This window comes from Paenibacillus aceris, from assembly GCF_017874035.1.
GTDB classification, from domain to species: domain Bacteria; phylum Bacillota; class Bacilli; order Paenibacillales; family NBRC-103111; genus Paenibacillus_E; species Paenibacillus_E aceris.
Genome location: NZ_JAGGKV010000013.1, coordinates 85135 through 108056 on the forward strand (window position 1 = coordinate 85135; position 22922 = coordinate 108056).

The 22922-nt window shown below is 42.1% G+C and carries 11 protein-coding genes and 1 pseudogene; 10 read left to right on the plus strand and 2 right to left on the minus strand.

What is annotated here, in order from left to right; translation table 11 throughout:
- Positions 1-212 precede the first annotated feature (212 nt).
- The 9 genes from J2Z65_RS22130 (at position 213) to J2Z65_RS22170 (ending at position 18743) form a co-directional block, all read left to right on the plus strand.
- Positions 213-1124 carry an ABC transporter permease gene (locus tag J2Z65_RS22130; protein ID WP_167058626.1) on the plus strand — a complete coding sequence of 304 codons (912 nt, stop codon included), beginning with the start codon at positions 213-215 and terminating at the stop codon, positions 1122-1124.
- Between the two features lie 11 nt (positions 1125-1135).
- Positions 1136-2029, plus strand: coding sequence for a carbohydrate ABC transporter permease (locus tag J2Z65_RS22135; RefSeq protein WP_167058382.1), 894 nt, complete (start codon positions 1136-1138; stop codon positions 2027-2029).
- A gap of 70 nt (positions 2030-2099) precedes the next feature.
- On the plus strand, positions 2100-3650 hold the full coding sequence (locus tag J2Z65_RS22140) for an ABC transporter substrate-binding protein (protein WP_167058385.1): 1551 nt from the start codon (positions 2100-2102) through the stop codon (positions 3648-3650).
- A 27-nt stretch (positions 3651-3677) separates the two neighbouring features.
- Complete coding sequence (locus tag J2Z65_RS22145; RefSeq protein WP_193580922.1) at positions 3678-4061, plus strand: hypothetical protein; 384 nt, start codon at positions 3678-3680, stop codon at positions 4059-4061.
- A 20-nt stretch (positions 4062-4081) separates the two neighbouring features.
- Positions 4082-6451 carry a beta-galactosidase GalA gene (galA, locus tag J2Z65_RS22150; protein ID WP_167058389.1) on the plus strand — a complete coding sequence of 790 codons (2370 nt, stop codon included), beginning with the start codon at positions 4082-4084 and terminating at the stop codon, positions 6449-6451.
- A 146-nt stretch (positions 6452-6597) separates the two neighbouring features.
- Positions 6598-7122 (plus strand): DUF4982 domain-containing protein, encoded by a 525-nt coding sequence (locus tag J2Z65_RS22155; protein ID WP_338111682.1) that lies wholly within the window; start codon positions 6598-6600, stop codon positions 7120-7122.
- Between the two features lie 43 nt (positions 7123-7165).
- Positions 7166-9352: an alpha-galactosidase gene (locus J2Z65_RS22160; protein WP_167058393.1), complete on the plus strand. Its 2187-nt coding sequence runs from the start codon at positions 7166-7168 to the stop codon at positions 9350-9352.
- Between the two features lie 154 nt (positions 9353-9506).
- The gene (locus tag J2Z65_RS22165) at positions 9507-13433 is read left to right on the plus strand and encodes a discoidin domain-containing protein (protein WP_167058396.1); all 3927 of its coding nucleotides are present in this window, start codon (positions 9507-9509) and stop codon (positions 13431-13433) included.
- Between the two features lie 960 nt (positions 13434-14393).
- Entirely contained in the window at positions 14394-18743 is a 4350-nt protein-coding gene (locus tag J2Z65_RS22170) for a DUF7402 domain-containing protein (protein ID WP_167058399.1), read from the plus strand.
- Positions 18744-19037: 294 nt separating this feature from the next.
- Here the strand turns inward: J2Z65_RS22170 and J2Z65_RS22175 are convergent, their stop codons facing one another.
- Both J2Z65_RS22175 and J2Z65_RS22180 read right to left on the minus strand, forming a co-directional pair.
- A complete protein-coding gene (locus tag J2Z65_RS22175) occupies positions 19038-19676 on the minus strand; it encodes a hypothetical protein (RefSeq protein ID WP_167058402.1) in 639 nt (212 codons plus the stop codon).
- Positions 19677-21220: 1544 nt separating this feature from the next.
- A pseudogene (locus tag J2Z65_RS22180) lies at positions 21221-21412 on the minus strand (RsiV family protein); the annotation flags it as partial.
- A 550-nt stretch (positions 21413-21962) separates the two neighbouring features.
- Here J2Z65_RS22180 and J2Z65_RS22185 point away from each other — a divergent pair.
- Positions 21963-22763, plus strand: a complete 801-nt coding sequence (locus J2Z65_RS22185; protein WP_167058404.1) for a helix-turn-helix transcriptional regulator — start codon at positions 21963-21965, stop codon at positions 22761-22763.
- Positions 22764-22922: the final 159 nt, after the last annotated feature.

Sequence of the window (22922 nt, forward strand, 5' to 3'; positions counted from 1 at the left end):
TTCCTGTGTTGGAAATAAGCGGCGTTTTTTTGTTGTTTTGCGATATTGCAGGACAGTATTGCAGGAAAAATCATATTTTACAGTCGTTGATTTGTCGGATTCTTTAAATTCGACAGTGTTTTTTCGTGAAAATTTTATCTATGATTCAAATTGAAGAGGGAACCTGCTGGTGGGACAGGACATAACGATCAACAAAGGAGTGAGCACAATTGATGCAAACAAGTTTTATTAAGACATTTATGAGAAACAAACAATTATTTATTTTATCTTTACCGGGCGTGCTGTTTTTATTCATATTCAGTTATATGCCTTTATATGGTCTGCTGCTGCCATTTAAGGATTATAAAATTGGTTTGGGCTTCTGGGATAGCCCTTGGGTAGGGCTCGATAACTTTAAATATTTGTTCACGCAAGATGCATTCCGTATTACAAGAAATACAGTAGGATATAATCTGGCCTTTATTGTTGTCTTACTGATCGTGGCTGTTGCCTTCGCATTAATGCTGAATGAAATGAGACGAACATCCGTCAAATTTTATCAGACGGTTTTGTTCCTGCCTTATTTTCTTTCTTTTACCGTAGTCAGCTACGTTTTCTTGGCCCTGTTCGATATGCAAAACGGATTTGTAAATGCCATTCTCCATATGTTCGGGAAGGAAGCGGTTCTTTGGTATAACGATGCGAAATATTGGCCTCCACTGCTGGTATTCACCTATGTTTGGAAGAACGCTGGATATTTTACAATCATCTATTACACAGGCCTTTTAGGGATTAATGATGAATACTACGAAGCGGCAAGAGTTGATGGCGCTAACAAGTGGCATCAAATCAAAGATATTTCAATTCCGTTATTAAAGCCGCTTATCGTGATCATGGTAATGACGCAGGTCGGGAAAATCTTTGTAGGCAATTTTGATATGTTTTATCAAATTCCAAGAGATACTACGCTGCTGTATCCTACGACAGACGTTATCGATACTTATGTGTTCAGATCATTAAAATCGCTGGGTGATATCGGAATGGCTTCGGCTGCAGGGGTGTATCAATCGGTCGTCGGTCTTGTTCTGGTTATATTTGTGAATTGGCTCATTCGAAAATTCGACTCTGAAAATTCTGTATTTTAAGGTGGGTTTGTATGAATAGTTCCGTTAATCGAGGATTTTCGATATTTCAATCGATATCGCATTTGATTTTGATTGCTTTTGCAGTGCTCTGTATATTTCCATTAATTCTTGTGGTTTCAGTATCTTTATCCAGCGATGCAAACATTATGCAATATGGGTACAGCTTGCTTCCGCAAAAAATCGACTTTGCCGCTTACCGCTTTATTTTTGCAAGTCCGGATCAACTTTTGACCTCTTATGGAGTTACTATATTTGTCTGTATCGTGGGCACGATCATTAGTACAGTCATGACCGCAATGTTAGCCTATGTCATGTCGCGAAAAGATTATGCGTATGCGCAGAAAACTTCGTTTTATGTGTTTTTGACCATGCTGGTCAGCGGCGGATTAGTTCCTTGGTATATTATTATATCCAAATTTCTACATATGTCGGATACCATATTTGTTTTAATTGTTCCTTATCTGATCGTACCCATGAATGTATTGATTATGAAAGGGTATATGTCCGACATCTCACCAACCATTATTGAATCGTGCAAGCTGGATGGCGCCAGCGAATACCGCATATTCTTCAGCATCATTGTTCCTATGACGATATCGGGTATTGTTACCGTGGCGCTATTTATTATGCTCATGTACTGGAATGACTATTATTTAAGTCTAATGTTTATTCAGAACAGTAAATTTGTTTCGCTTCAGTTCTTGTTGTGGAGGATTATGTCCAATGCGGATTACCTCAGAAGCTCTGTGGCAGCTTCAATGGGGTTATTAAAGGGAGTGGTCATGCCGGATCAGTCAGCTAGAATGGCTATATGTGTGCTAGCTGCAGGTCCTATGATGTTCGTCTTCCCATTCATTAATAAATTTTTTATCCGGGGAATTTCCGTAGGTTCTGTAAAAGGGTGAGTTCATATCAGGTTGTGATACTGGAAACAGTATTCAATAATAAATAATAGAAAATCAGGAGGGTTCAAGAATGAAAAACAAAAAAATTACAAGATCGGCAGGCTTTCTTATGGTTACTGTGCTGCTGGCATCTGCTGTATTATCCGGTTGCGGTTCTAATGTTGCCAAAACAGATACGGCTACACCTGGTACGTCGACTCAAGCGCCTACAACGGATAATAAGACTCTGGCACCTGTTAATTTGACTTGGTATGTCGTAGGGACGCCTCAAAAAGATCAGCAAGTCGTTACAGATGCGATCAATAAAATTTTAAAAGAAAAAATCAATACGACCTTAACGATCAATACGATTGATTGGGGTGCGTACGATCAAAAAATGAATGTCATCGTCTCTTCCGGGGAGCCGTATGACCTGGCATTTACATCATCTTGGGCAAACAACTATACACAAAACGTATCCAAAGGCGCTTTGCTCCCATTAGATGATTTGCTGCAAAAATACGGCAAACATATCTTGGAACAGGTTCCGGAGAAATATTGGCCAGCGGCAAAAGTAAACGGAAAAACGTATGGCGTATTGAATTATCAGATCTATGCGATCGGTAGAGGTTTGAACATTAAAAAGGATCTTGCTGACAAGTACACCCTGGACACATCAAAAATTAAGAAGTACGCCGATATTACGCCTTTCCTGGATCAAGTAAAACAAGGTGAGTCGGGCGTTACACCTTTTTTGGCAACTGGCAATATTACGAATATGTATGATTTGAGCGATAATGAAAAAGGCATGACGCTTGATCAGGTACAAGGAAACAGTGTAAATCCGCTTGGCGTTCATTTCGCCGATAAATCGTTAAAGGTATTCGACTTGGTGGAAAGTCCAGAGTTTATGGCACAAGCCAAGATGTTCAGAGAGTGGTACCAAAAAGGTTACATCCGCAAAGATGCCGCTTCGTTAAAAGATGCGAAGGCGGAAGGTAAGACTGGCAAATATGCAGTAATGACAGGTGGATATGGTCCAGGAAGTGAAGCGGGCGCAGCCACTGAATTAGGATACCCGGTCGTTCAAGGAAAACCCGTTCCACAATTCGTAAATACAGGCGCTGTAATTGCCGCAATGACGGGCATAAATAAAAACAGTAAAAACCCAGAAAGAGCCATGATGCTGTTGGATCTATTGTTCTCGGATAAAGATCTTTATAATCTGTTTACTTATGGAATTGAAGGCACTCACTATACCAAAGTAGATGCTAACACTGTTGAAATTGTCAAAGACTCCGCATACAATCCGAGCAATGCATGGGAATTCGGCAGCTGGTTCAATGCATATGTACAAAAAGGCCAGCCGGCGGATACATGGGAGCAAATGAAAAAGGCAAATAACGATTCTGTAGCGTCGCCGCTTCTTGGTTTCCTGTACAATGCAGATGCCATGAAAAAAGAGAATGCACAGATCAATGCGATTATGAATGAGTATCTGCCGATTATCTACACAGGTACTCAGGATCCTGAAAAAACAGTTCCGGAGCTGGTTAATAAACTGAAAGCAGCCGGTTTGGACGCGATGATTACAGATGCTCAAAAGCAAATTGACGATTGGAAAGCCGCAAACGGTAAATAGGTTCAATGAATATACACTGATTGAAGGTTGAGGGGAAATAAGCAGGCTAACCGTTTACCAGAAGCAAGCTGGTTCTCATTGGGGTTGAACGTCGATAATCCGAATTTGTGGAAAATGGATAAGATGGGCCAACTGATGTCTCCGCTTGAGGTTGTAAAAAATGGAAACCGCAATCTGCATGCTGTCAATTCAGGCGTTTATTACCGTGGAAGTGATGGCGAAGTTCGCTTGGAAACGTTGGATGCCCCTTTATTATCGCCTGGCGAGAAGAGGGTGCTGCAATTCGACAATAGTTTTGCTCCTTTGGATGGAGGCATGCACTTTAATTTGCACAATAATGTGTGGGGAACGAATTTTCCAATGTGGTTTGAAGACAATGCCAAATTCAGATTCTCTATTCATTTAAGTTAAGAAGTACAAGGAGAGAAACTATGACTGACATTAATAGACTGAAGGAAAATTTTGATAAAGGCTGGAAGTTCCATCTAGGGGATTTGCCTATCATGCATGCCGTTAAAGGAGGTATGACAGGGGGCTTGACCGATTGCGAGGATATCGAAGACGGCGAATGGCTAAAGATCGCATACTTTGATGAAAGGGAAAGCTCGCAGATTGATCCAGCAGCCTGGAAGGAGGTCGTCCTGCCTCATGATTGGTGTGTAGAGGGCGACTATCTGAATGATGGAGGCAAAGTCAAACACCACAAAAGTCATGGCTATCTGGCTGCGGGAGTCGGGTGTTACAGGAAAGTATTCGACATTCCACAAGAGCTTGAAGGCAAGAAAATTTCGCTGGAGTTTGACGGTGTGTTCCGTAACAGCACGGTGTGGGTGAACGGTCATCTGCTCGGCATCCATGCAAGCGGCTATACAGGCTTTACGTATGATATTTCGGATATCGCGCGTTATGGAAGCGAAGGGAAAAATGTTGTTTTTGTCAAAGTGGATGCGCGCGATTATGAAGGCTGGTGGTATGAGGGCGCCGGGATTTACCGTCATACGTGGTTAACCGTAACGGATCGGCTTCATGTAGAGCGCTATGGAACTTATGTGACGACGCCAGAGGTTAGCGAAGAGCAGGCGGGAATTGCTATTGTCACTACCGTGAGAAATGAATATGATGCCGCAAAAGCTTGCAGGCTCGTAACGAAAATTTACGATATTCATGGAAAAATAGTTGGCGAAAGCGCAAGTAGCATGGAAATCTCATTCCAGCAGCAAGGAGTTTTCGAGCACTTTGTACGCATAGATAAACCGGCGCTCTGGTCGCCGGAGTCGCCATCCTTATATTATGTCATGTCGGAAGTCTACGATGAAGATCAGCTTCGGGATACGTATCGGACAATCTTCGGTATTCGAACAATCGAATTCAAAGCGGATGCAGGCTTTTTCCTGAACGGGAAGCATTATCCTATTAAAGGTACCTGCAATCATCAGGACTTTGCCGGCGTCGGTGTGGCGCTGCCTGATCAGCTCATTGCCTACAAGCTCAGATTGCTTAAAGAGATGGGCTGCAACGCGTATCGAAGCGCTCATCATCCGGCAACGCCTGAGCTTCTGGATCTATGCGATCAGATGGGCATGCTGGTTGTGGACGAGAACAGGAAGCTGGATGTTTCTCCTTCAGGGATTGAAGAATTGAAGCATTTGCTTTATCGGGACCGCAACCACCCTTCAGTCATCATTTGGAGTTTGGAAAATGAGGAAATATTGGAAGGGACCATTATGGGAGCACGAATGGTCAAAACCTTGGCTTCGATTACGCGCAGTATAGATCCGACAAGACCGACGCTAGCAGCTATGAATCATGGATGGAATGACGGCGGATACAGCGATGGCGTCGATATCGTAGGATATAACTACGGTCAGCGTGAAGATCAGGATATACGCGACCATGAAAAGTACCCTAACCGAATCATGCTGGGAAGTGAAAGCGCAAGCTGCACGGTAACCCGAGGCATTTATGAAAGAGACGACATTCAAGGTTATTGTCCGGAATACGGCATTCATATTCCTGAGTGGAGCTGTTCGGTGGAGAAAGCATGGCGTGATGTAGTCGAAAATCCATTCCTTTCAGGTGTATTCATTTGGACAGGATTTGATTACAGGGGCGAGCCAACGCCTTATGAATGGCCAAACATCAACTCACACTTTGGCGTGATGGATACGTGCGGCTTTCCCAAAGATAACTATTACTATTTAAAGTCGGCATGGACGGATGAGCCGATGGTACATATCATGCCTCATTGGAATTGGCCGGGTAGGGAAGGTCAGATCATTGATGTATGGGTATATAGCAATTGCGAACGCATAGAATTGTTTTTGAATGGAAAGAGCTTAGGCGAACAAGAGATGCCGCGCGCTTCACATTTGGAATGGAAAGTAAGCTATGAACCGGGTGAGCTTACAGCCATCGGCAGAAACGGTTCTACGGAGGCGGCGCGAAAAGTTGCCGCGACTACAGATGCACCGTATGCGGTAAAATTGGTGCCTGATCGAACCCAAATTCAAGCCGATGGATGTGATGTAGCCGTTATGAGAGCGTATGTGGTGGATGCTCATGGAAGAGTCGTGCCTACAGTTGATAACGAATTGCATTTCTCTATGGAAGGGAATGCGAACATCTTGGGCGTAGGAAATGGAAATCCAAGCAGTCACGAACCTGACAAAGCGAATCAAAGGAAAGCTTTCAACGGCAGTTGTCTGCTGATCATTCAATCTTTAGAAGAAGCGGGAGAAATCGTCATAAAATCAACTTCCCATGGGCTTATTGATTCGGTCTGCACAATCACTTCGTTCTAATTTGAAGATTAGTTTCTTGAATTTGGGGTATAGTTCTCTAATTCAAGAAGCTTAATTAACAATATTTGTAAGCGCTTAATGAACTTGCGGTTAAAGGACTCAATGAAAGGAGATGGCATGGTGTAGACCAATTCGAAGGACAGGAGATCGAGGTTTGGACCTATAGCAACTGTGAATCGCTAGAGCTGTTGCTGAATGGACAAGGCTTGGGCGAGAAAATAGTTGATCGCAATGATCGTACCGTTTGGAATGTCGTATATGAGCCGGGTGAACTTGTCGCAGTTGGCAATATCGGAGGCAAGGAAGTAACACGTAAAACAGTTGTTACAGTAGGTCATGCTGCAGCAGTTCAATTAACAGTGAATAAGCAAATTGTTCATGCAAACGGAACGGATGTTGTCATGGTGCGTGTTACTGTAGTGGATAATAAAGGGAATGTTGTTCCGACAGCGGATAATGAAATTCGCTTTACGATCGAGGGTTCTGGACAAATATTAGGAGTAGGAAATGGGGATTCAAGCAGTCACGAGCCAGATAAAGCAAGCAGTAGACGAGCATTTAATGGACATTGCTTAGCAATTATTCAAGCAGGTGAAGAGAATGGGGAAATCGAGCTTACACCCACGTCAACTGCGCTTAAAGCGGCTAGCATAACAATTGAAGTCGTTTAATTTCTAAGCTCTTTTAAGTCATATTTTTTACGGAGGCACTTTCATGAGTATTTCGTATAATGCATCTACTCGTGTGTTTCATCTACAAGCGAATCAAACGAGCTATATGATTAAAATTTTAGATAGTGGTTATCTGTCGCATTTTTACTGGGGACGTAAGCTTCGCGGCCGTGCTCAAGAAATTCGTTATTTGGATCACACCGTGTTTTCTCCAACTGTAGTAGGAATGGACGGGAAATTTAGTCTTGATTCATGTCCAACTGAATATCCTGCATACGGAAACGGAGATCTTCGAGTGCCAGCATACCAAGTTCAATTGGAGAATGGGACCACAATTAGTGATTTACGATATGAATCACATGAAATTGTGTCCGGCAAGCCACAACTTGAAGGTCTGCCAGCAACTTATGTAGAGCAGGACAGTGAAGCGGAAACACTAGAAATCACACTTCGCGATGAATTAATTGGTTTGAAGGTAATCCTTTCTTATACGGCGTTTGCACAGTATGATGCCATTACACGTTCAGTCCGTTTTATTAACGAAGGTATAGCACCACTCAAGTTGCTACGAGTGCTTAGCGCCAGCGTAGATTTTCCTCATAATCGATTTAATATGCTAGATTTGGCCGGTTCTTGGTCACGTGAACGCCACATGCAACTCAGACCGTTGATGAGAGGAATGCAATCCGTTGAAAGTCGCCGTGGTTCTAGCTCACACCATCACAATCCTTTCATTGCACTACTAGCAAAGGATGCCACTGAAGATTACGGTGATGTGTTTGGATTTAATTTAGTATACAGCGGGAATTTCGTCGCTCAGGCTGAGGTTGATCAGTTCGACACTACTCGTGTATCGATTGGTATTAATCCATTTGATTTTAGCTGGCATCTTGATTCTGGCGAAGCGTTCCAAACACCTGAAGCGGTGCTTGTTTATTCTTCCCAAGGCCTTGGTGGCATGTCGCGTACGTATCACAAGTTGTACCGCTCACGTATTTGTCGGGGGAAATTTCGGGATGAGCCACGTCCTGTTCTTGTGAATAATTGGGAAGCCACGTACTTTGACTTCACAGCAGAGAAGATTGAAGCGATTGCCAAAGTCGGTAAAGAGCTCGGGATTGAATTGTTTGTCTTAGATGACGGTTGGTTCGGTAAGCGTAATAATGATCGCGGCTCCTTAGGTGATTGGTTTGTCAATCGCGAGAAGTTGCCTGACGGTTTGGAAGATTTGGCAAATCGAGTTCGCAAGCTTGATTTGGAATTTGGATTATGGTTTGAGCCTGAAATGATTTCGCCTGACAGTGACTTGTACCGTAACCATCCAGATTGGTGTATTCATGTACCAGAGCGAGCGCGATCACTTGGGCGTAACCAACTGATCCTTGACCTCACTCGTCAAGATGTCTGTGATGAAATTATCAAAATGGTGTCCAACATTTTGAGTAGTGCACCAATTTCATATGTGAAATGGGACATGAATCGCAATATGTCCGAGATTGGATCGGTATTATTACCGCCGCATCGTCAGCGGGAAACTGCTCATCGTTATATGCTTGGACTTTATCGGGTGCTGGACACGATCACAACTAAGTTTCCACATGTTTTATTTGAAAGTTGTTCCGGTGGTGGTGGCCGCTTCGACCCAGGCATACTTTACTATATGCCGCAAACATGGACGAGTGATAATACTGATGCCGTCGAACGTTTGAAAATTCAGTATGGGACAAGTATTGTCTATCCTATCAGTTCCATGGGAGCGCATGTTTCAGCATCACCAAACCATCAAATCGATCGCTCAACCTCGTTGAAAATGCGCGGTGACGTTGCAATGTCTGGCAACTTCGGTTACGAGCTGGATTTGTCTCAATTTACCGATGAAGAAATGGAGCTTGCTAAACAACAGGTTGCTCTATATAAGGAAATTCGTAAATTAGTTCAATTTGGTAATTACTATCGTTTGTTAAGTCCGTTTGAAGGCAACGAGGCTGCATGGATGTTTGTAAGCGAAGATCAAAGAGAAGCGATGGTTGTATACAGCCGTGTTTTAGCTGTACCGCATGAGCCATTTGAGAAGCTGCAGCTTAAAGGACTTGATGCAAATGCAGATTATATAGTAATTGAAACGGAAGAACAGCTTGGTGGGGATGAGCTCATGTATAACGGTATCGATATCCCGTTACTTCAAGGAGACTTTCAAAGCTGGTTAATTAGGTTGAAACGTGTAGATTGAATAAGTCTGCAGAATAATTATGAAAAGTTATCATAGTGGCTTTGTATACTTCCAGCATCATTCTCTTTATTTCGCAATGGATAGAAAAATAAAGAGAATGAATGGAGATACAAAGTCGTTAAGATAAAAACAATGATTGAAAGGGGAAACAAAAATGATTGAAATCCGAAAGTATGTATCCGCATTTATTGTGATGTCAATGGTTGCAACAAGTATGTTATTACCTCCAAAAATTGAGGCTAGCGTACCTGCACAGGATGCAAATACAAAGCTTGATGCTGAATGGACAGAAGTAAGTAACATTTTGGACAAATATCCTGTAACGTATACAGCGCTTCCGAAAATCAGCAACACCACTAGTGCTACACCAGATGGACCTTTGATGGGCAATGGGACCGTGCTCGCCTTTATGGGTGGAGATAAGAATAAGCAGCAAATTTATATTTCTAGACCAGATGCAATTGAAACTAATCAAACATCCGGAGGAACACATCCTACTGCATATGGTAGTATTACTTATGAAAGAATAGATGAAGGAGGAGGAAGTAATCCGTTTAGATATGATCAAAGCATGAAGGATGGCATAGTAAAGGCAGTATCGGAAAAAGGCTTTGAAACGAAAACATGGTTATCTGCTACAGAAAATCTAATCTCTACTGAAATCACGAATACGACTGATAAAAACATGGAGATAGGTGCTTCTGTTGTTATGGCTGATAAGTTCTTCCCTAAGACTTCTTATAGTGTAGCATTGGACTCAGATAATAAGCTGATTACGGGAACGAAACACTTCGTTAATGAAAGATACAATGATTTTGTGGATATTTCCACTGCATTGAAAGTAATGGGGAAAAATCCGGAATTAAGTATCGTTGGTGATAAAACAAGTATGGCCAAGTTTGATTTGGCTGCTGGTGAAACAGTAACCGTTATTGCTGCAATTGAGGGAGGCAAAGACTCCACGACTTCACTAGAGGATGCCAAAGAGCATGTACTATCCATCGGTACTGAGAAGAAACTGCAAGATATCGAGCAAAAGCATTTAGAATGGTGGAAAGACTACTGGTTGAAATCGTACATTAAACTGGCCGACGAATCCTCTACATTAGAACGAGTATATTACGGACAGCTGTATATAACTGGAGCGGCTTTGCAAGCTAAAAGTGATAACAGTGCAGGCGTATTTGCAGGAGGTAACGCTCCTTGGTCAGCTTCTCTTAAAACAATCTGGGATAATTACATGTTGAATGCAGATGTTCAGCGTGCACCTGATGCTGCAGTTGAGGCTAATCGACTAGGGTATATAGAGACTTATACTAATTTAATTGATCAGTACTGGGAAGTCGGACGGAAATTTGCATCGGATCCTTATCAGCTGAATGTTCTTATAGGTAACAGCAATTGGTATCCTAAATTTACAAAGGGAATAAGGGGAGTACTGATGCCTGTCGGTATTCAGCCTTGGGGAAGAGGAGATTATGACCCGAAAATTCAAAATAATCATTTTTTTAGCTCTGTAGCTAGTGCAACTTTAGGGTTAGTTCCAATGGTGACATATTGGGAATATACTTACGATGATGAATACTTAAAGGACAGCTTGTATTCTAAACTTGTTGATTTAACAGAGTTCTTTGAGGATTATGCGATACTTGATAAGAATACGGGTAAGTACATTATTGGCGGGTCTACTGTAGAAGGAAGTACTTTGTATAAGAACTCGTTCATGGATCTGGCATCTGTATATTATGTATTAGAGAAAGCGATTAAAGCAAGTAAAGAGCTTGGTGTAGATGCTGATAAGCGTGTTAAGTGGCAGGAGTTTCATGATAAGCTATCTCCACTTCCTACAGCTAAAATACCAGCAGGTAGACCTGGTGCCGGTAAAATGACCTTTACGATGGCAGATGGACAAAATCCTGACGGAAAAAACGTTCCAATTATCCATACAACCTATATGTATGATCTTGTTGGAATGGCTACAGAATCTGAGTTGTTAGAATACACGAAGAATTACGTTAAATATGTGATTCCTTGGAATGCTAACAATGATAAAGAAGACCGTTCCGCAATGATTGCAACCAATATCGGTTATGACATCAATTTTATTACAGATTTTTTGACTAAGCTTATTGATCAACCGGTTGGGGATTGGCTTGGTATCCGTAATAACAATACAGTAGGTGGTACTGTTAATAATTCCAATCTTTATAATACAATCACTCACTCCTTGTTACAGAGTAATCAAGACTTCATCCATGTGTTTGCGAACTGGCATGATGATCAGAAAGCTGAATTTACGCGTTTGAGAGCTAAAGGTGCATTTTTGGTGGATGCCAAACAGAATGAGTATGGGCAAACAACGTATGTTAATATTTTTAGTGAAAAGGGAAGAGATCTCACCGTGTTGAATCCATGGCCGGGACAAGAGGTAGAAGTCTATGAAGATGGCGTGCGGATTAACGCAACGAAGAGCACGAACAATCTAGGCGCTCTCTACACGGTGCCGACCAAAGCGAATTCTTCCTATGAGTTGAAGCCAGCAGGAGGATTGTCCCCGCTGCAGCTCGTTAGTATCACCGCACCGACTAACATCACAGGTCTAGAGATAGGCACGGCAAAGACGGCAGCAGCGTTAGGTTTGCCTGCCAATGTGCAGCTAGTTACGGATCGGAAAAATGTGAATGCAGCTGTCGTATGGGATCTTTCCAATGTAAGCTATGATCCAACTATCATGATGGGACAGACCTTCACAGTACCAGGAATCGTAACTCTGCCTTCCGGAATTCTGAATCCCAACAACGTGCCATTGACAACAAGTATTAACGTGACTGTAAATAAGATCCCTTCATCCCAAATGACGGCAACAGCGACAAGTCAGGAAACGGCTGGAGAAAACGACTCCGCCTCCATGGCGATTGACGGAAAACCAGGCACGCTGTGGCATACAAAGTGGAATAAATCCGACGTTCTCCCCCAATCGATTACCTTAAACCTTGGAGGAACCTACAATATCAATAAAGTCGCGTACTTGCCAAGACAATCAGGGAGTAACGGAATTATTACAGCCTATAACGTGTATGTAAGTACGGATGGGGTGACCTTCACCAAGGTTGCAAGCGGAAGTTGGGATAATAACAGTGCGTTGAAATATGCAACGTTTACTTCGACAAATGCATCCTATGTCAAGCTCGAAGCAACTGCTGGAGTTGGTGGGTTTGCAAGTGCTGCGGAGATCAATGTATTTCAACCAGTTGAAATGCCTCAAGCTGTTATAACCGGGTCAACAAATGTTAATGTGGGGCAACCGATCGATCTAACGGTTGGACTGACCGGAGTTACGCAAAGTGTATACCAGCAAGTGTACGCCCAAGATTTCACACTACGGTATGACCCTGCAAGTGTGCAATTCGAGAAGGTGACATCCCTGAAAGACGGATTCCAAGTCATCGATCAAACGGAGAAAACACCAGGTCAACTTCGGATCGTGGCTGCCAGCGTGGGCGCGAACGTGCCCGCCCAAGGCGACTTGCTCGCAATCAAATTTACGGCCAAATCTGTAACCCAGGCAACCAATACGACAATTTCTGTTGATCATGTTGTGATTGCCAATGCACAGGGGAATGAGCTGCAGGTCGGTGGTGCCTCCCGGGAGATACAAATAACTGTACCTGCTACACCTGTAGATAAGTCGCAGTTGAATGCCATGATCGGAACGGCTCAGGCCAAGCACAATGCTGCTGTGGAAGGCAATGGAGACGGTCTGTATGCGATGGGCTCCAAAGCGCAATTGCAGTCGGCTATCGATATGGCCAGTGCAATAGCGAATAATTCAAACGCGACTCAGCAGCAGGTGGATAATGCGAAAGCCGCATTGGAAGAAGCAGTTCAGTTGTTTGAAAGCAAGAGAATAACGGCAGATATTAATGGAAACGGTGTCTCGGTCGGTGACCTGGCCATTGTTGCGGCAGCTTATGGCACTGAACAAGGTCAGTCTGGCTGGAATGAGAAAGCGGATGTCAACCATGACGGCAAAGTTGACATTACAGACCTTGCCATTGTGGCCAAAGCAATCTTGCAATAGAACAACCACATGCAATGTTGAATGGTAACTTGATGTTATCGCATTAGAGAAATTGAGGATTAATCGGTATTGAAAAGGGGGAGCTAAGCTCCCCCTTTCGTCGTTTATATGGCTTGTCTCGAATGCAGAATTTAAGCAAATTTTGTCCAACTTTTGACTTTCCAGAAGACTTAATTACCAGTAGAATAGTGTAACCTGTTACTTTTCACCTTATAACATAAAGCAACAGCCACGATGGGCATTCAATTCCATTCGTGGCTGTTACTCTTTTACAAGCTAAGGTCATCAGAAAATATGTCGGTCTCACTTGCGGATATATTAACGGTGTCCGATTGGAAAAAGCCAGAGAGCTGCTGGAGCAGTCGAACTTTACTACTGTTCAGATCATTGAGAAGATCGGAATGGAGAATGAAAGTTATTTTATAAGCTTTTCAAAAAAAAGTACGGGGTAACGTCAAAGGAATATGTCTTGAAAATACAATAATGAAATCTTAATGAATTGCGCTTAGTTCCTGTATTGGAAATAAGCGGTGTTTTTTTGGGTTATTTTGTGATATTGCAGGACAGTATTGCAGGAAAAATCATATTTTACAGTCGTTGATTTGTCGGATTCTTTAAATTCGACAGTGGTTACTTGCGAAAATTTTATATATGATTCAAATTGATTTGGGCTTCTGGAAAAGCCCAGGGGTCGGGCTGGATAAATTTCAACTTACGGGCATATGCTGCATGTGCGGATTGTGTATTGAAGATTAATGACTTGTTTCTTGAATTAAGAGTTCATTTCTCTAATTCAAGAAATTTAACAACAAAGATTGTAAGCGGTTAATTTTCGTGTGGTTAATTTGCTCTTTGAAAGGGGGAATGGCTTGGCACAGTCCATTTCATAAGCACTAGTAAGAAATACCCTATTAACAGAAAATTTGTATTGGGGTTAAAAAACGAAGGGAGAGATTCGAAATGTTGAGAACGAAAAAAGTTATTTCGGGTTTTATGGTTACCTGCATAGCTGCATCAAGCATATTCATGAGTGGTGCATTTGCATCACCAAAGGCTTATGCTGCACAAACTACGGATGAATGGACAGAGTTGTCCGGGAAATTGGATGGTTATAAAGGCATCTATACGAGAGATACGAAGCTGGGTTCGCCTTGGGATAGCCAATATAGCCCGGATGGTCCCTTAATGGGAAATGGCACTCTACTTGCTTTTATGGCGGGAGACAGAAAAGCGCAAAATATTTATATTTCAAGAAGCGATATGTGGAGAGACCGCCCTACAAATAATGGTCAACAGTACACGACGTTCGGTGGATTAACCATCAAAACGGGTGAGGGGGACAATCTGGCCCTTCAAAAGAACGTTACTGTATTTGGCTCTGTGAATAGTAGTCAGGATGGTCCTAAGCTTGTTGACGGATTGGATAATACCAAATGGTGTTCAACCCCGGCAACGAATAACAATTCCACTACCTATTGGGCAGTGGTCGATCTTGGAGAAGCAAAAGATATCTCCCGTTGGGTTGTCAAGCATGCTCAGGCAGGCGGAGAAAGCGCTACCATGAATACGAAAGATTTTAAGCTGCAATATACAACTCAAGCTAATCCTCAGGGAGCGACGGATTCAGATTGGATCGATGCAGATGCTGTAACAGGAAACACGGCTGCCATAACGGACCGAAACCTGACCAGTTCCATTCATACAAGATATGTCCGAGTGTTAGTTACAAAAGCTGAGCAAGGTACTGGAAATACAGTAAGATTATACGGTTTGGGATTGTATGAACAACCAAAAGCTGTTTCTACCGCTTCCTCAGAGTTTCGTTATGAACAAGATATGAAAAATGCAGAGGTACTGGCACAGTCGGAGGAGGGTTTTAAAACCAGGACATGGCTATCTGCAAAAGAAAATATGATTGTAACAGAAATCACAAATACGACTAATTCTCCAATTCCAATGGAGGTTTCGGCGTGGACAGCTAATGAAAACACTAACGCGAGCGTTGACGGTAATACGATGATTGCATCCAAGGCCGGCATCAGTAATCCATCGAGCCGTCTTTTCGGCACAGGAACATGGAGCGGTTGGACCGTGAATGTATCCATGGCGTCCAAGATTATTGATAATATCGCTGTAACTGTAAAAAATATAGATACAAAAACGAATAAATCTATGTTTACATTGCCTGCCAATCAAACAATTACCATGGTTTCGGCCGTTGAAGGAGGCAAACAAGACGGCACTACCAATACTATGGCTGCATCAATCGCTCAGGCAAAAGCAAAAGTTGATTCCAGGAGTACGACTGATTCGCTTGCAACCTCTAATCAAGCGCATCGCGATTACTGGAAGCAATATTGGTTGAAATCTTATATTAGCATTCAAGATGCACAAGTGGAAAGAATGTACTACGGTTTACTGTATAGGTTAGGCTGTGCTGTTTCTGCTTCAAGTGAGAATAATGCTGGACTTCCCCCAGGCTTATTTCCGTGGACAGCAAATAATTATCCGGCCTGGGATGGAGATTATACCACGAATGCGGATATGGAACGCCAAATACATCCGCTTGTAGCAGCCAACCGATTAGAAGGTATTCAGAATTTTGCCAATGTATTGGACGAGTATTGGCCTGATGCACAAAGACGTTCAAATTCTGTACAAGATTTGAATTGGCTCATTGATGGGACAGGCAGGCCTCAATTTACGCAAGGTATTAATGGCGGAGCAATATTTCCAACCCATATCGGTCCTTGGGGCTCTTCGACAGAGCAGAATAACAATAAGATTGATTACTGGAATCAACCGTCGGAGGCAAGTTATGTATTAATGCCGCTGGTCAAGATGTGGCAATATAATCAAGATCGAGACTATTTGAGCAATCACTTATATCCAATGCTGAAATCAGTGGCAACTTTCTGGGAAAATTACGTGACATTGGAGAATGGCAAATATGTCGTCTATGGCGCTACTCATGAAGGGGTAGCGGGAAGAAATACGATTTTGGATATTGATGCCTGTGTATATATTCTTAAAAATGCCATAGCTGCAGCGAAAGACCTTGGCATTGATTCAGATAAAATACCGGTATGGCAAAATATTGTTGACAATATGAGCCCGCAGCCGACTTTCTTATATAATGGCAAAGTGATTGTTAGCGATAAAGAAGGCAGAACCCAAGGAAATGCTGGTAATACTTTTGACAGCAATCCGGTTACTATTATGAGCGTTTATTATTTTGATGCGGCCGGCATGAGCACTCCTGCAGATCAAAAAGAGAAATATATGAACTATTTAAATGTAACGGATAATAATGGATCTGCAAGACGATTAAATAGTGCTACTCGTTTAGGTTATGACATCAATAAAATTATTACTCGGATAAAAAATGGCTCTATTAATCCGAGTCCAGGTGATTGGTCTGGGATAAGGGGCAATAATACGACTGGCGATATTGGCACAAGCAACTTTCTAGGTGTTATTCAAGACTCTTTATTGCAAAGTAATGAAGGTTTTCTGAATATCTTTGCAAACTGGTACAAAGATCAAAAAGCAAGCTTTAAAAGATTGCGTGCAAAAGGGGCATTCCTGGTAGATGCGAATCAAAATGAGCTTGGTCAAACCAGTTATGTCAAAATTTTAAGTGAAAAAGGGAAAGATTGTGCAGTCCTTAATCCATGGCAAGGCCAAGAGATGGAAGTATATGAGGATGGAGTACTGGTTGGAGCAACAAAAAGTACCAATTCTTTAGGCGATGTCTACACGTTCGCCACTAAAGCGAATTCTTCGTACGAGTTGAAACCGAAGGGCAGAATCACACTTGTAAGCGTAACATCACCTGCAGCGATTGTAGGGCTTGAAGTCGGAACAGCAAAGACGGCAGAGGCTCTTGGATTGCCAGGAACTGTATCGCTGGTAACCGATGTCAGAAGTATGCTTGCCAGCGTGACATGGAATTTAAGCGGCACAAGCTACGATCCGACTTCACCGAAGGGGCAGACCTTCACGATACCGGGAACCGTTACTTTGCCTGCTGGAATCGATAACCCTAACCATGTGCAATTGACAACTAGTATCAGCGTTACTGTAAATAAGATCCCAACGCGGACCGCCACAGCTACCGCTTCATCGACTGGCAGTGCCAGTAATTCTCCCGACAAAGCGTTCGATGGCAGCAAAGAATCGGAATGGGTGTCCAAGGGAGAAAAGAATCCATGGATCAGGCTGGATTGGACGACGAATCAAACGATCAACAAGATTACCTTCTATGATCGGTACAATTTAACGGATTGGGCACCCGGCGGAACGCTTACGTTCAGCGACGGCAGCACTTTGGCGGTTTCAGGAATCCCGAATGACAGGAGTCCTTATTCTGTAACTTTCCCTGAGAAGACGGTGACATGGGTCAAATTCCAGGTATCCGGTGGAAGCGGATCAAATGTCGGTTTGTCGGAAATGGAATTTAACACGCCGGTGCTTCCGGTTGCAATGCCTCAGTCTACATTTACAGGTGAACAGCAGGTACATTCTGGCCAACCCTTCACACTGACGATGGGACTGGCCGACGTTACGCAAAGCGTATATCAGCAAGTGTACGCCCAAGATTTCACACTACGGTATGATCCTGCAAGTGTGCAATTCGAGAAGGTGACATCCCTGAAAGACGGGTTCCAAGTCATCGATCAAACGGAGAAAGCACCGGGTCAACTCCGGATCGTGGCTGCAAGCGTGGGCGCGAACGTGCCCGCCCAAGGTGACTTGCTCGCAATCAAATTTACGGCCAAATCTGTAACCCAGGCAACCAATAGGACAATTTCTGTAGACAATGTAATGATTGCCAATGCACAGGGGAATGAGCTGAAGGTCGGCGGTTCCTCCAGCGAGATACAAATAACTGTACCTGCTATACCAGTAGATAAGTCGCAGTTGAATGCCATGATCGGAACGGCTCAGTCCAAGCACAATGCTGCTGTGGAAGGCAATGGAGACGGTCTGTATGCGATGGGCTCCAAAGCGCAATTGCAGTCGGCTATCGATACGGCTAGTGCAATAGCGAATAATTCGAACGCGACTCAACAGCAGGTGGATAGTGCGATAGTAGCATTGGAAACGGCAATTCAATTGTTTGATAGCAAGAGAATAACGGCAGATATTAATGGAAATGGTGTCTCGGTCGGTGACCTTGCCATTGTTGCGGCAGCTTATGGCACTGAACAAGGTCAGCCTGGCTGGAATGCGAGAGCAGACGTGAATAAAGACGGCAAGGTTGGCATCGAAGACCTTGCAATTGTAGCCTTGGCGATCTTGAAATAAAACAATGGTGTAACGCCAAAGGAAAATGTCTTGAGAAATACAATAATGAAATCTCAATGAATTACCGCTTGGTTCCTTTATTGGAAATAAGCGGTGTTTTTTTGGTTATTTTGCGATATTGCAGGATAGTATTGCAGGAAAAATCATATTTTACAGTCGTTGATTTGTCGGATTCTTTAAATTCAACAGTGTTTTTTCGCAAAAATTTTATCTATGATTCAAATTGAAGAGGGAACCTGCTGGTGGGACAGGACATAACGATCAACGAAGGAGTGAGCACAATTCCATCGGCGATCACGCTGAATGACTGAGTGTTACCAAGCAGCCCTTTCGCAGCGGAAGGCAGAACAAACATCGTTTGAAATAACTGCTGCATGAGATCATGGGCTTTGGGCGTATAGTGAATTCGTCCTTGTCGCTGGATACGATTGAGAAGTCTTTCAGTGATGCTAGGGTTGTCAGGTTCTTGTTTTTGATTCTTTTTCCCTTTCTTTTCGGCTTCTTGAGCTTGCGTTTTTTCCTTCCGGTAAGATGGGCAGAAGTGGCAAGCCACATCCTTCGGAAGAAATCGTAGAAGGTACCGACACCGGGCGTCGCATTCGGTGGCAAGCCGCTGAGAATTGCGTAGATCGGAATGGTAGCCAGTTTTTCAACCCATTCATCAACCTTTGTGATATGCAGTTTATTCATGAGAAGTAAACTGCGAAGGAGATCAGCGGGATCGTGAGGCTTCCTGCCTCTGGGATCGGATGAATACTGATTCTTCATGATAGAGGCCGTAAGGGAAGTATCTAATAAGGGCGTGATCCAGAGAATGAGATCCGCATAGAACTGCTGGAGAAGAGCTTTCGAGTTTCCGTAATGTAGGTTGAGTTGTTCGACGACAAACTGCAGATACGCTTCACTAGAACGGGGAAATGGAATCCTGGTCATACCCCCCCCACTAAAGAGATAGGCAGTAAAAAATCGCCTTCTCAGCGATTGTTGGGGTGATTTGAAAATGCCAAGAGGAAAGTTTGTTCTTGCCTTATTTTGGGGATGAAACATAAAGAGACCCTAGTCTGAAAGCTAGAGTCTACAACGAAATGTAAATTCCGAATGGCTTAATAGAAGAAAAAGGAGGGCTAATCATTTGAAATTTTGCTTATATGATAAAAGAGATAAACGGGTTGTTCTTATAGAAAACAATATACTATCAGCTTTTAATTTGAAGAAGACTAAATGCGGAATGTCCAGTGATATATCTGTACTTCCAATCCTGTCGAAAGATGAGTATTTGTCTTTTCCAGATTCGTTTCGAGGAGAAGTTAACGGTCTCTCTTATTTACTATATGAGGTTCCGGGTATCTTGGAGCGAAGGTATGATCAAGTTATTGTTCGGGATTAGGTTCCAATATTAGGGGGGGGCTTATGTTTAAACGAATCCTTTATTTGTTGTTCCACATGTTAAGTCGCCTCTATAAGAAATCGGGATGCTGGCAGTCACATAAGTTTATAAGATTAGTAAGAAAAAGGGACAGTTACAAATAATGCATGCTTACATTCCGGCATGAGCTCAATTTATGCATGCACTTATGAATCTTTCTTCAGACGACATGGTGATTGTGGATCAATAAGGTAAAATGGTGGAATTTAATGATCGAAATATGTATGAGAAGAATGTTTAATAATCTAAAATCAGAAATTGAGAATTTTTACACTTCCCCAGCAGATTTTATGTTTGTTGATGGATATTCTGGATATCAATAGAATAACTAATGTTAATTCAGCAGTACTAACTAACGTTCCTAGTAGTGGTAGTGAGAAAGAGTTTATTATCTCTATTACGACAGATGGATCTTAATCCGCTACGAAATACTACATTAGAATTGGAAGCTCAGCTATTATTAACATTATCTCGATACTTGATTCTAGTGATCGATGACTCACAAAATCTATTAATATCAAATAGAATGATGCAGAAGCATTTTTCATTATTGTCTCGGGTTGTGGATCAAACCAATATAAGAGTTCTGTACATTGGGACTCTACCGTTTCAATTGCGTATAGAATCTCTAAATATAGCAAACATTAATAGAAGAAGCATACATTATAGTCTGATTGCTTAAATATAAATATAGATTCCAAAGCACGAACCCAATGGGCTATCGTGTTCCTTTTTTGTTTTAGGAAAAGAATACACACAGAGGAAGCTTAATCCAAAACAGGATTAATTCCGCATATGCATTACTATGAATAAACATACAAAGTTTCATTTGCGGATAGTCTCAACAATTATGAAAACTAAGGTATCTTTGAGGTACCGCGAACGAACGAATTCTCACTAATTGTGAAACCGGATCTTGATATAAAAATGTTTTTGGCAACTAAATTCTCAATAAATATGACACCACACAGAGTTATCGTAGTTCTCCCTTTCCCTAAGCACTCACACGGACAGCTTTTCCGAAATCTTCGTTGCCTTTCAATCGGATGTTCTACAAAAGTGTTGGAATAATAAACTCAATCCCCCCCCATATAACCAGGCGCTACCTCGTATTTATTAAAAGAGATGACGAGCTTCCCTTCATTATTGATATAGAAGTGACCCAATAATGTTTATCTGGATCTTCTTTCATCTGTTGTTTCATCTGATCTCTAATATTTCCACTGATATTAGTAATTCTTCTTCTGATATAGTCATCCCAGATCCTAATATTAATTGTTTGTGTATTTTACGCTCGATATTGACAACAGTCTTATAATACCAACTTCGAGTGGCGACTCTTCATCTGGGTATCTTACAATCCCAGAACACCAGAAAATTGATTCATTATCTTCCAAAAAGACGATCTCTCCGTTTTTCATCCGGGATAGGCACTTTAAATACATTAGATTATGGTCTTTTGTTATACTTGGCAGTTTTATTATTTGCAACAAAACCCAAAATTGAATAAGAAATTAGAGAATTGTATGAAAAATAGAGGCATTGTATATAGATTTTCAAAGGAATGACTTGTTTTCGTAGTTCGTTCTGTTCATTCAATTTGATTATGATGGGATTAGAGAGAGTTATGATTACAAGTGGGAGGGACTTCCCAAAATGCTGAAAAGAAACATAGGATCGCCAAAAATGAAAGCGCTAACTTTGGTTCCGGGTATTTGTTAATACGAGTAATAGATAGAGTAATTGATGCATTGAAAATAGTGCAGTCAGAGTTAAAAGGGGGAGTTACTATTATGCAAATATTTAATTCTTTTACACTTCCATTCCGGCTAAGATCCGTAGAGTACCTACGACTTCCTTCAATGAGAAATATTAATGTTACTGGCAACGATAGCTTCCATATTTTCGTCGGTGTAGCTGGTAGGGGAAGAATTCATATTAAAGATGAACCGGAATTCGTTCTTAGTCCCAGCCAAGCTGTTATCATAATGCCAAATGTCCAGTTTACCTATGATGCGTTGGACAGCCAATGGGAATTTGCTATTGTTCGGTTTGATTGTTATTTTTCTGCATTATTACAATTCCGTTTACAATTGCAGAGACCGTTTCTGTTGCATTCAAAGAAACGTATCCTCGAATTAGTAGAGATGCTCTGCAAATATGAAAATGAAGACGTAGATGGTACGTTGAAGTCCTCTGAGATCGTTTATTCGATGTTAGCGGAAATTAAGCTCCAACTATTTAACTTGCATATGAAGGAGCCTTATTCGGAATTTACGACTCAAAAGGTAGTGGATTATATCCACTTACACTATTCACGAAAGCTCACTCTTGAAGATATATCTAAGGAATTCGGCTATACACCGCAGCATCTTAATAAACTTTTCAAAAGCCAATTAGGGCACACCATTTATCAATATATTCTGAAAGTCCAATTGGAACAGGCCAAGGATTTACTAGAGAGCGGGGGAATGACAGTAGAGCAAGTGGCTGAAAGAGTGGGCATGGAATCTAGATCATTGTACCGAATATTTAATAAAATGTATAAAATTCCTCCAGGAAAATTTCGCAAATCGTCTAGAAGAATAATATAATCGCACTGCTATAAATCCGTGGATATATGTGTCTACGGATTCTTTCCTTTAAACAAAAAAAAGGTCCCCTATTCGGGAACCTATATAAAAACGCGATCCAAGGAGGGAGGCGCTGAAAAACCGTTTTTAAGCTACGGGCAATTAGAACACTTCGTTGAT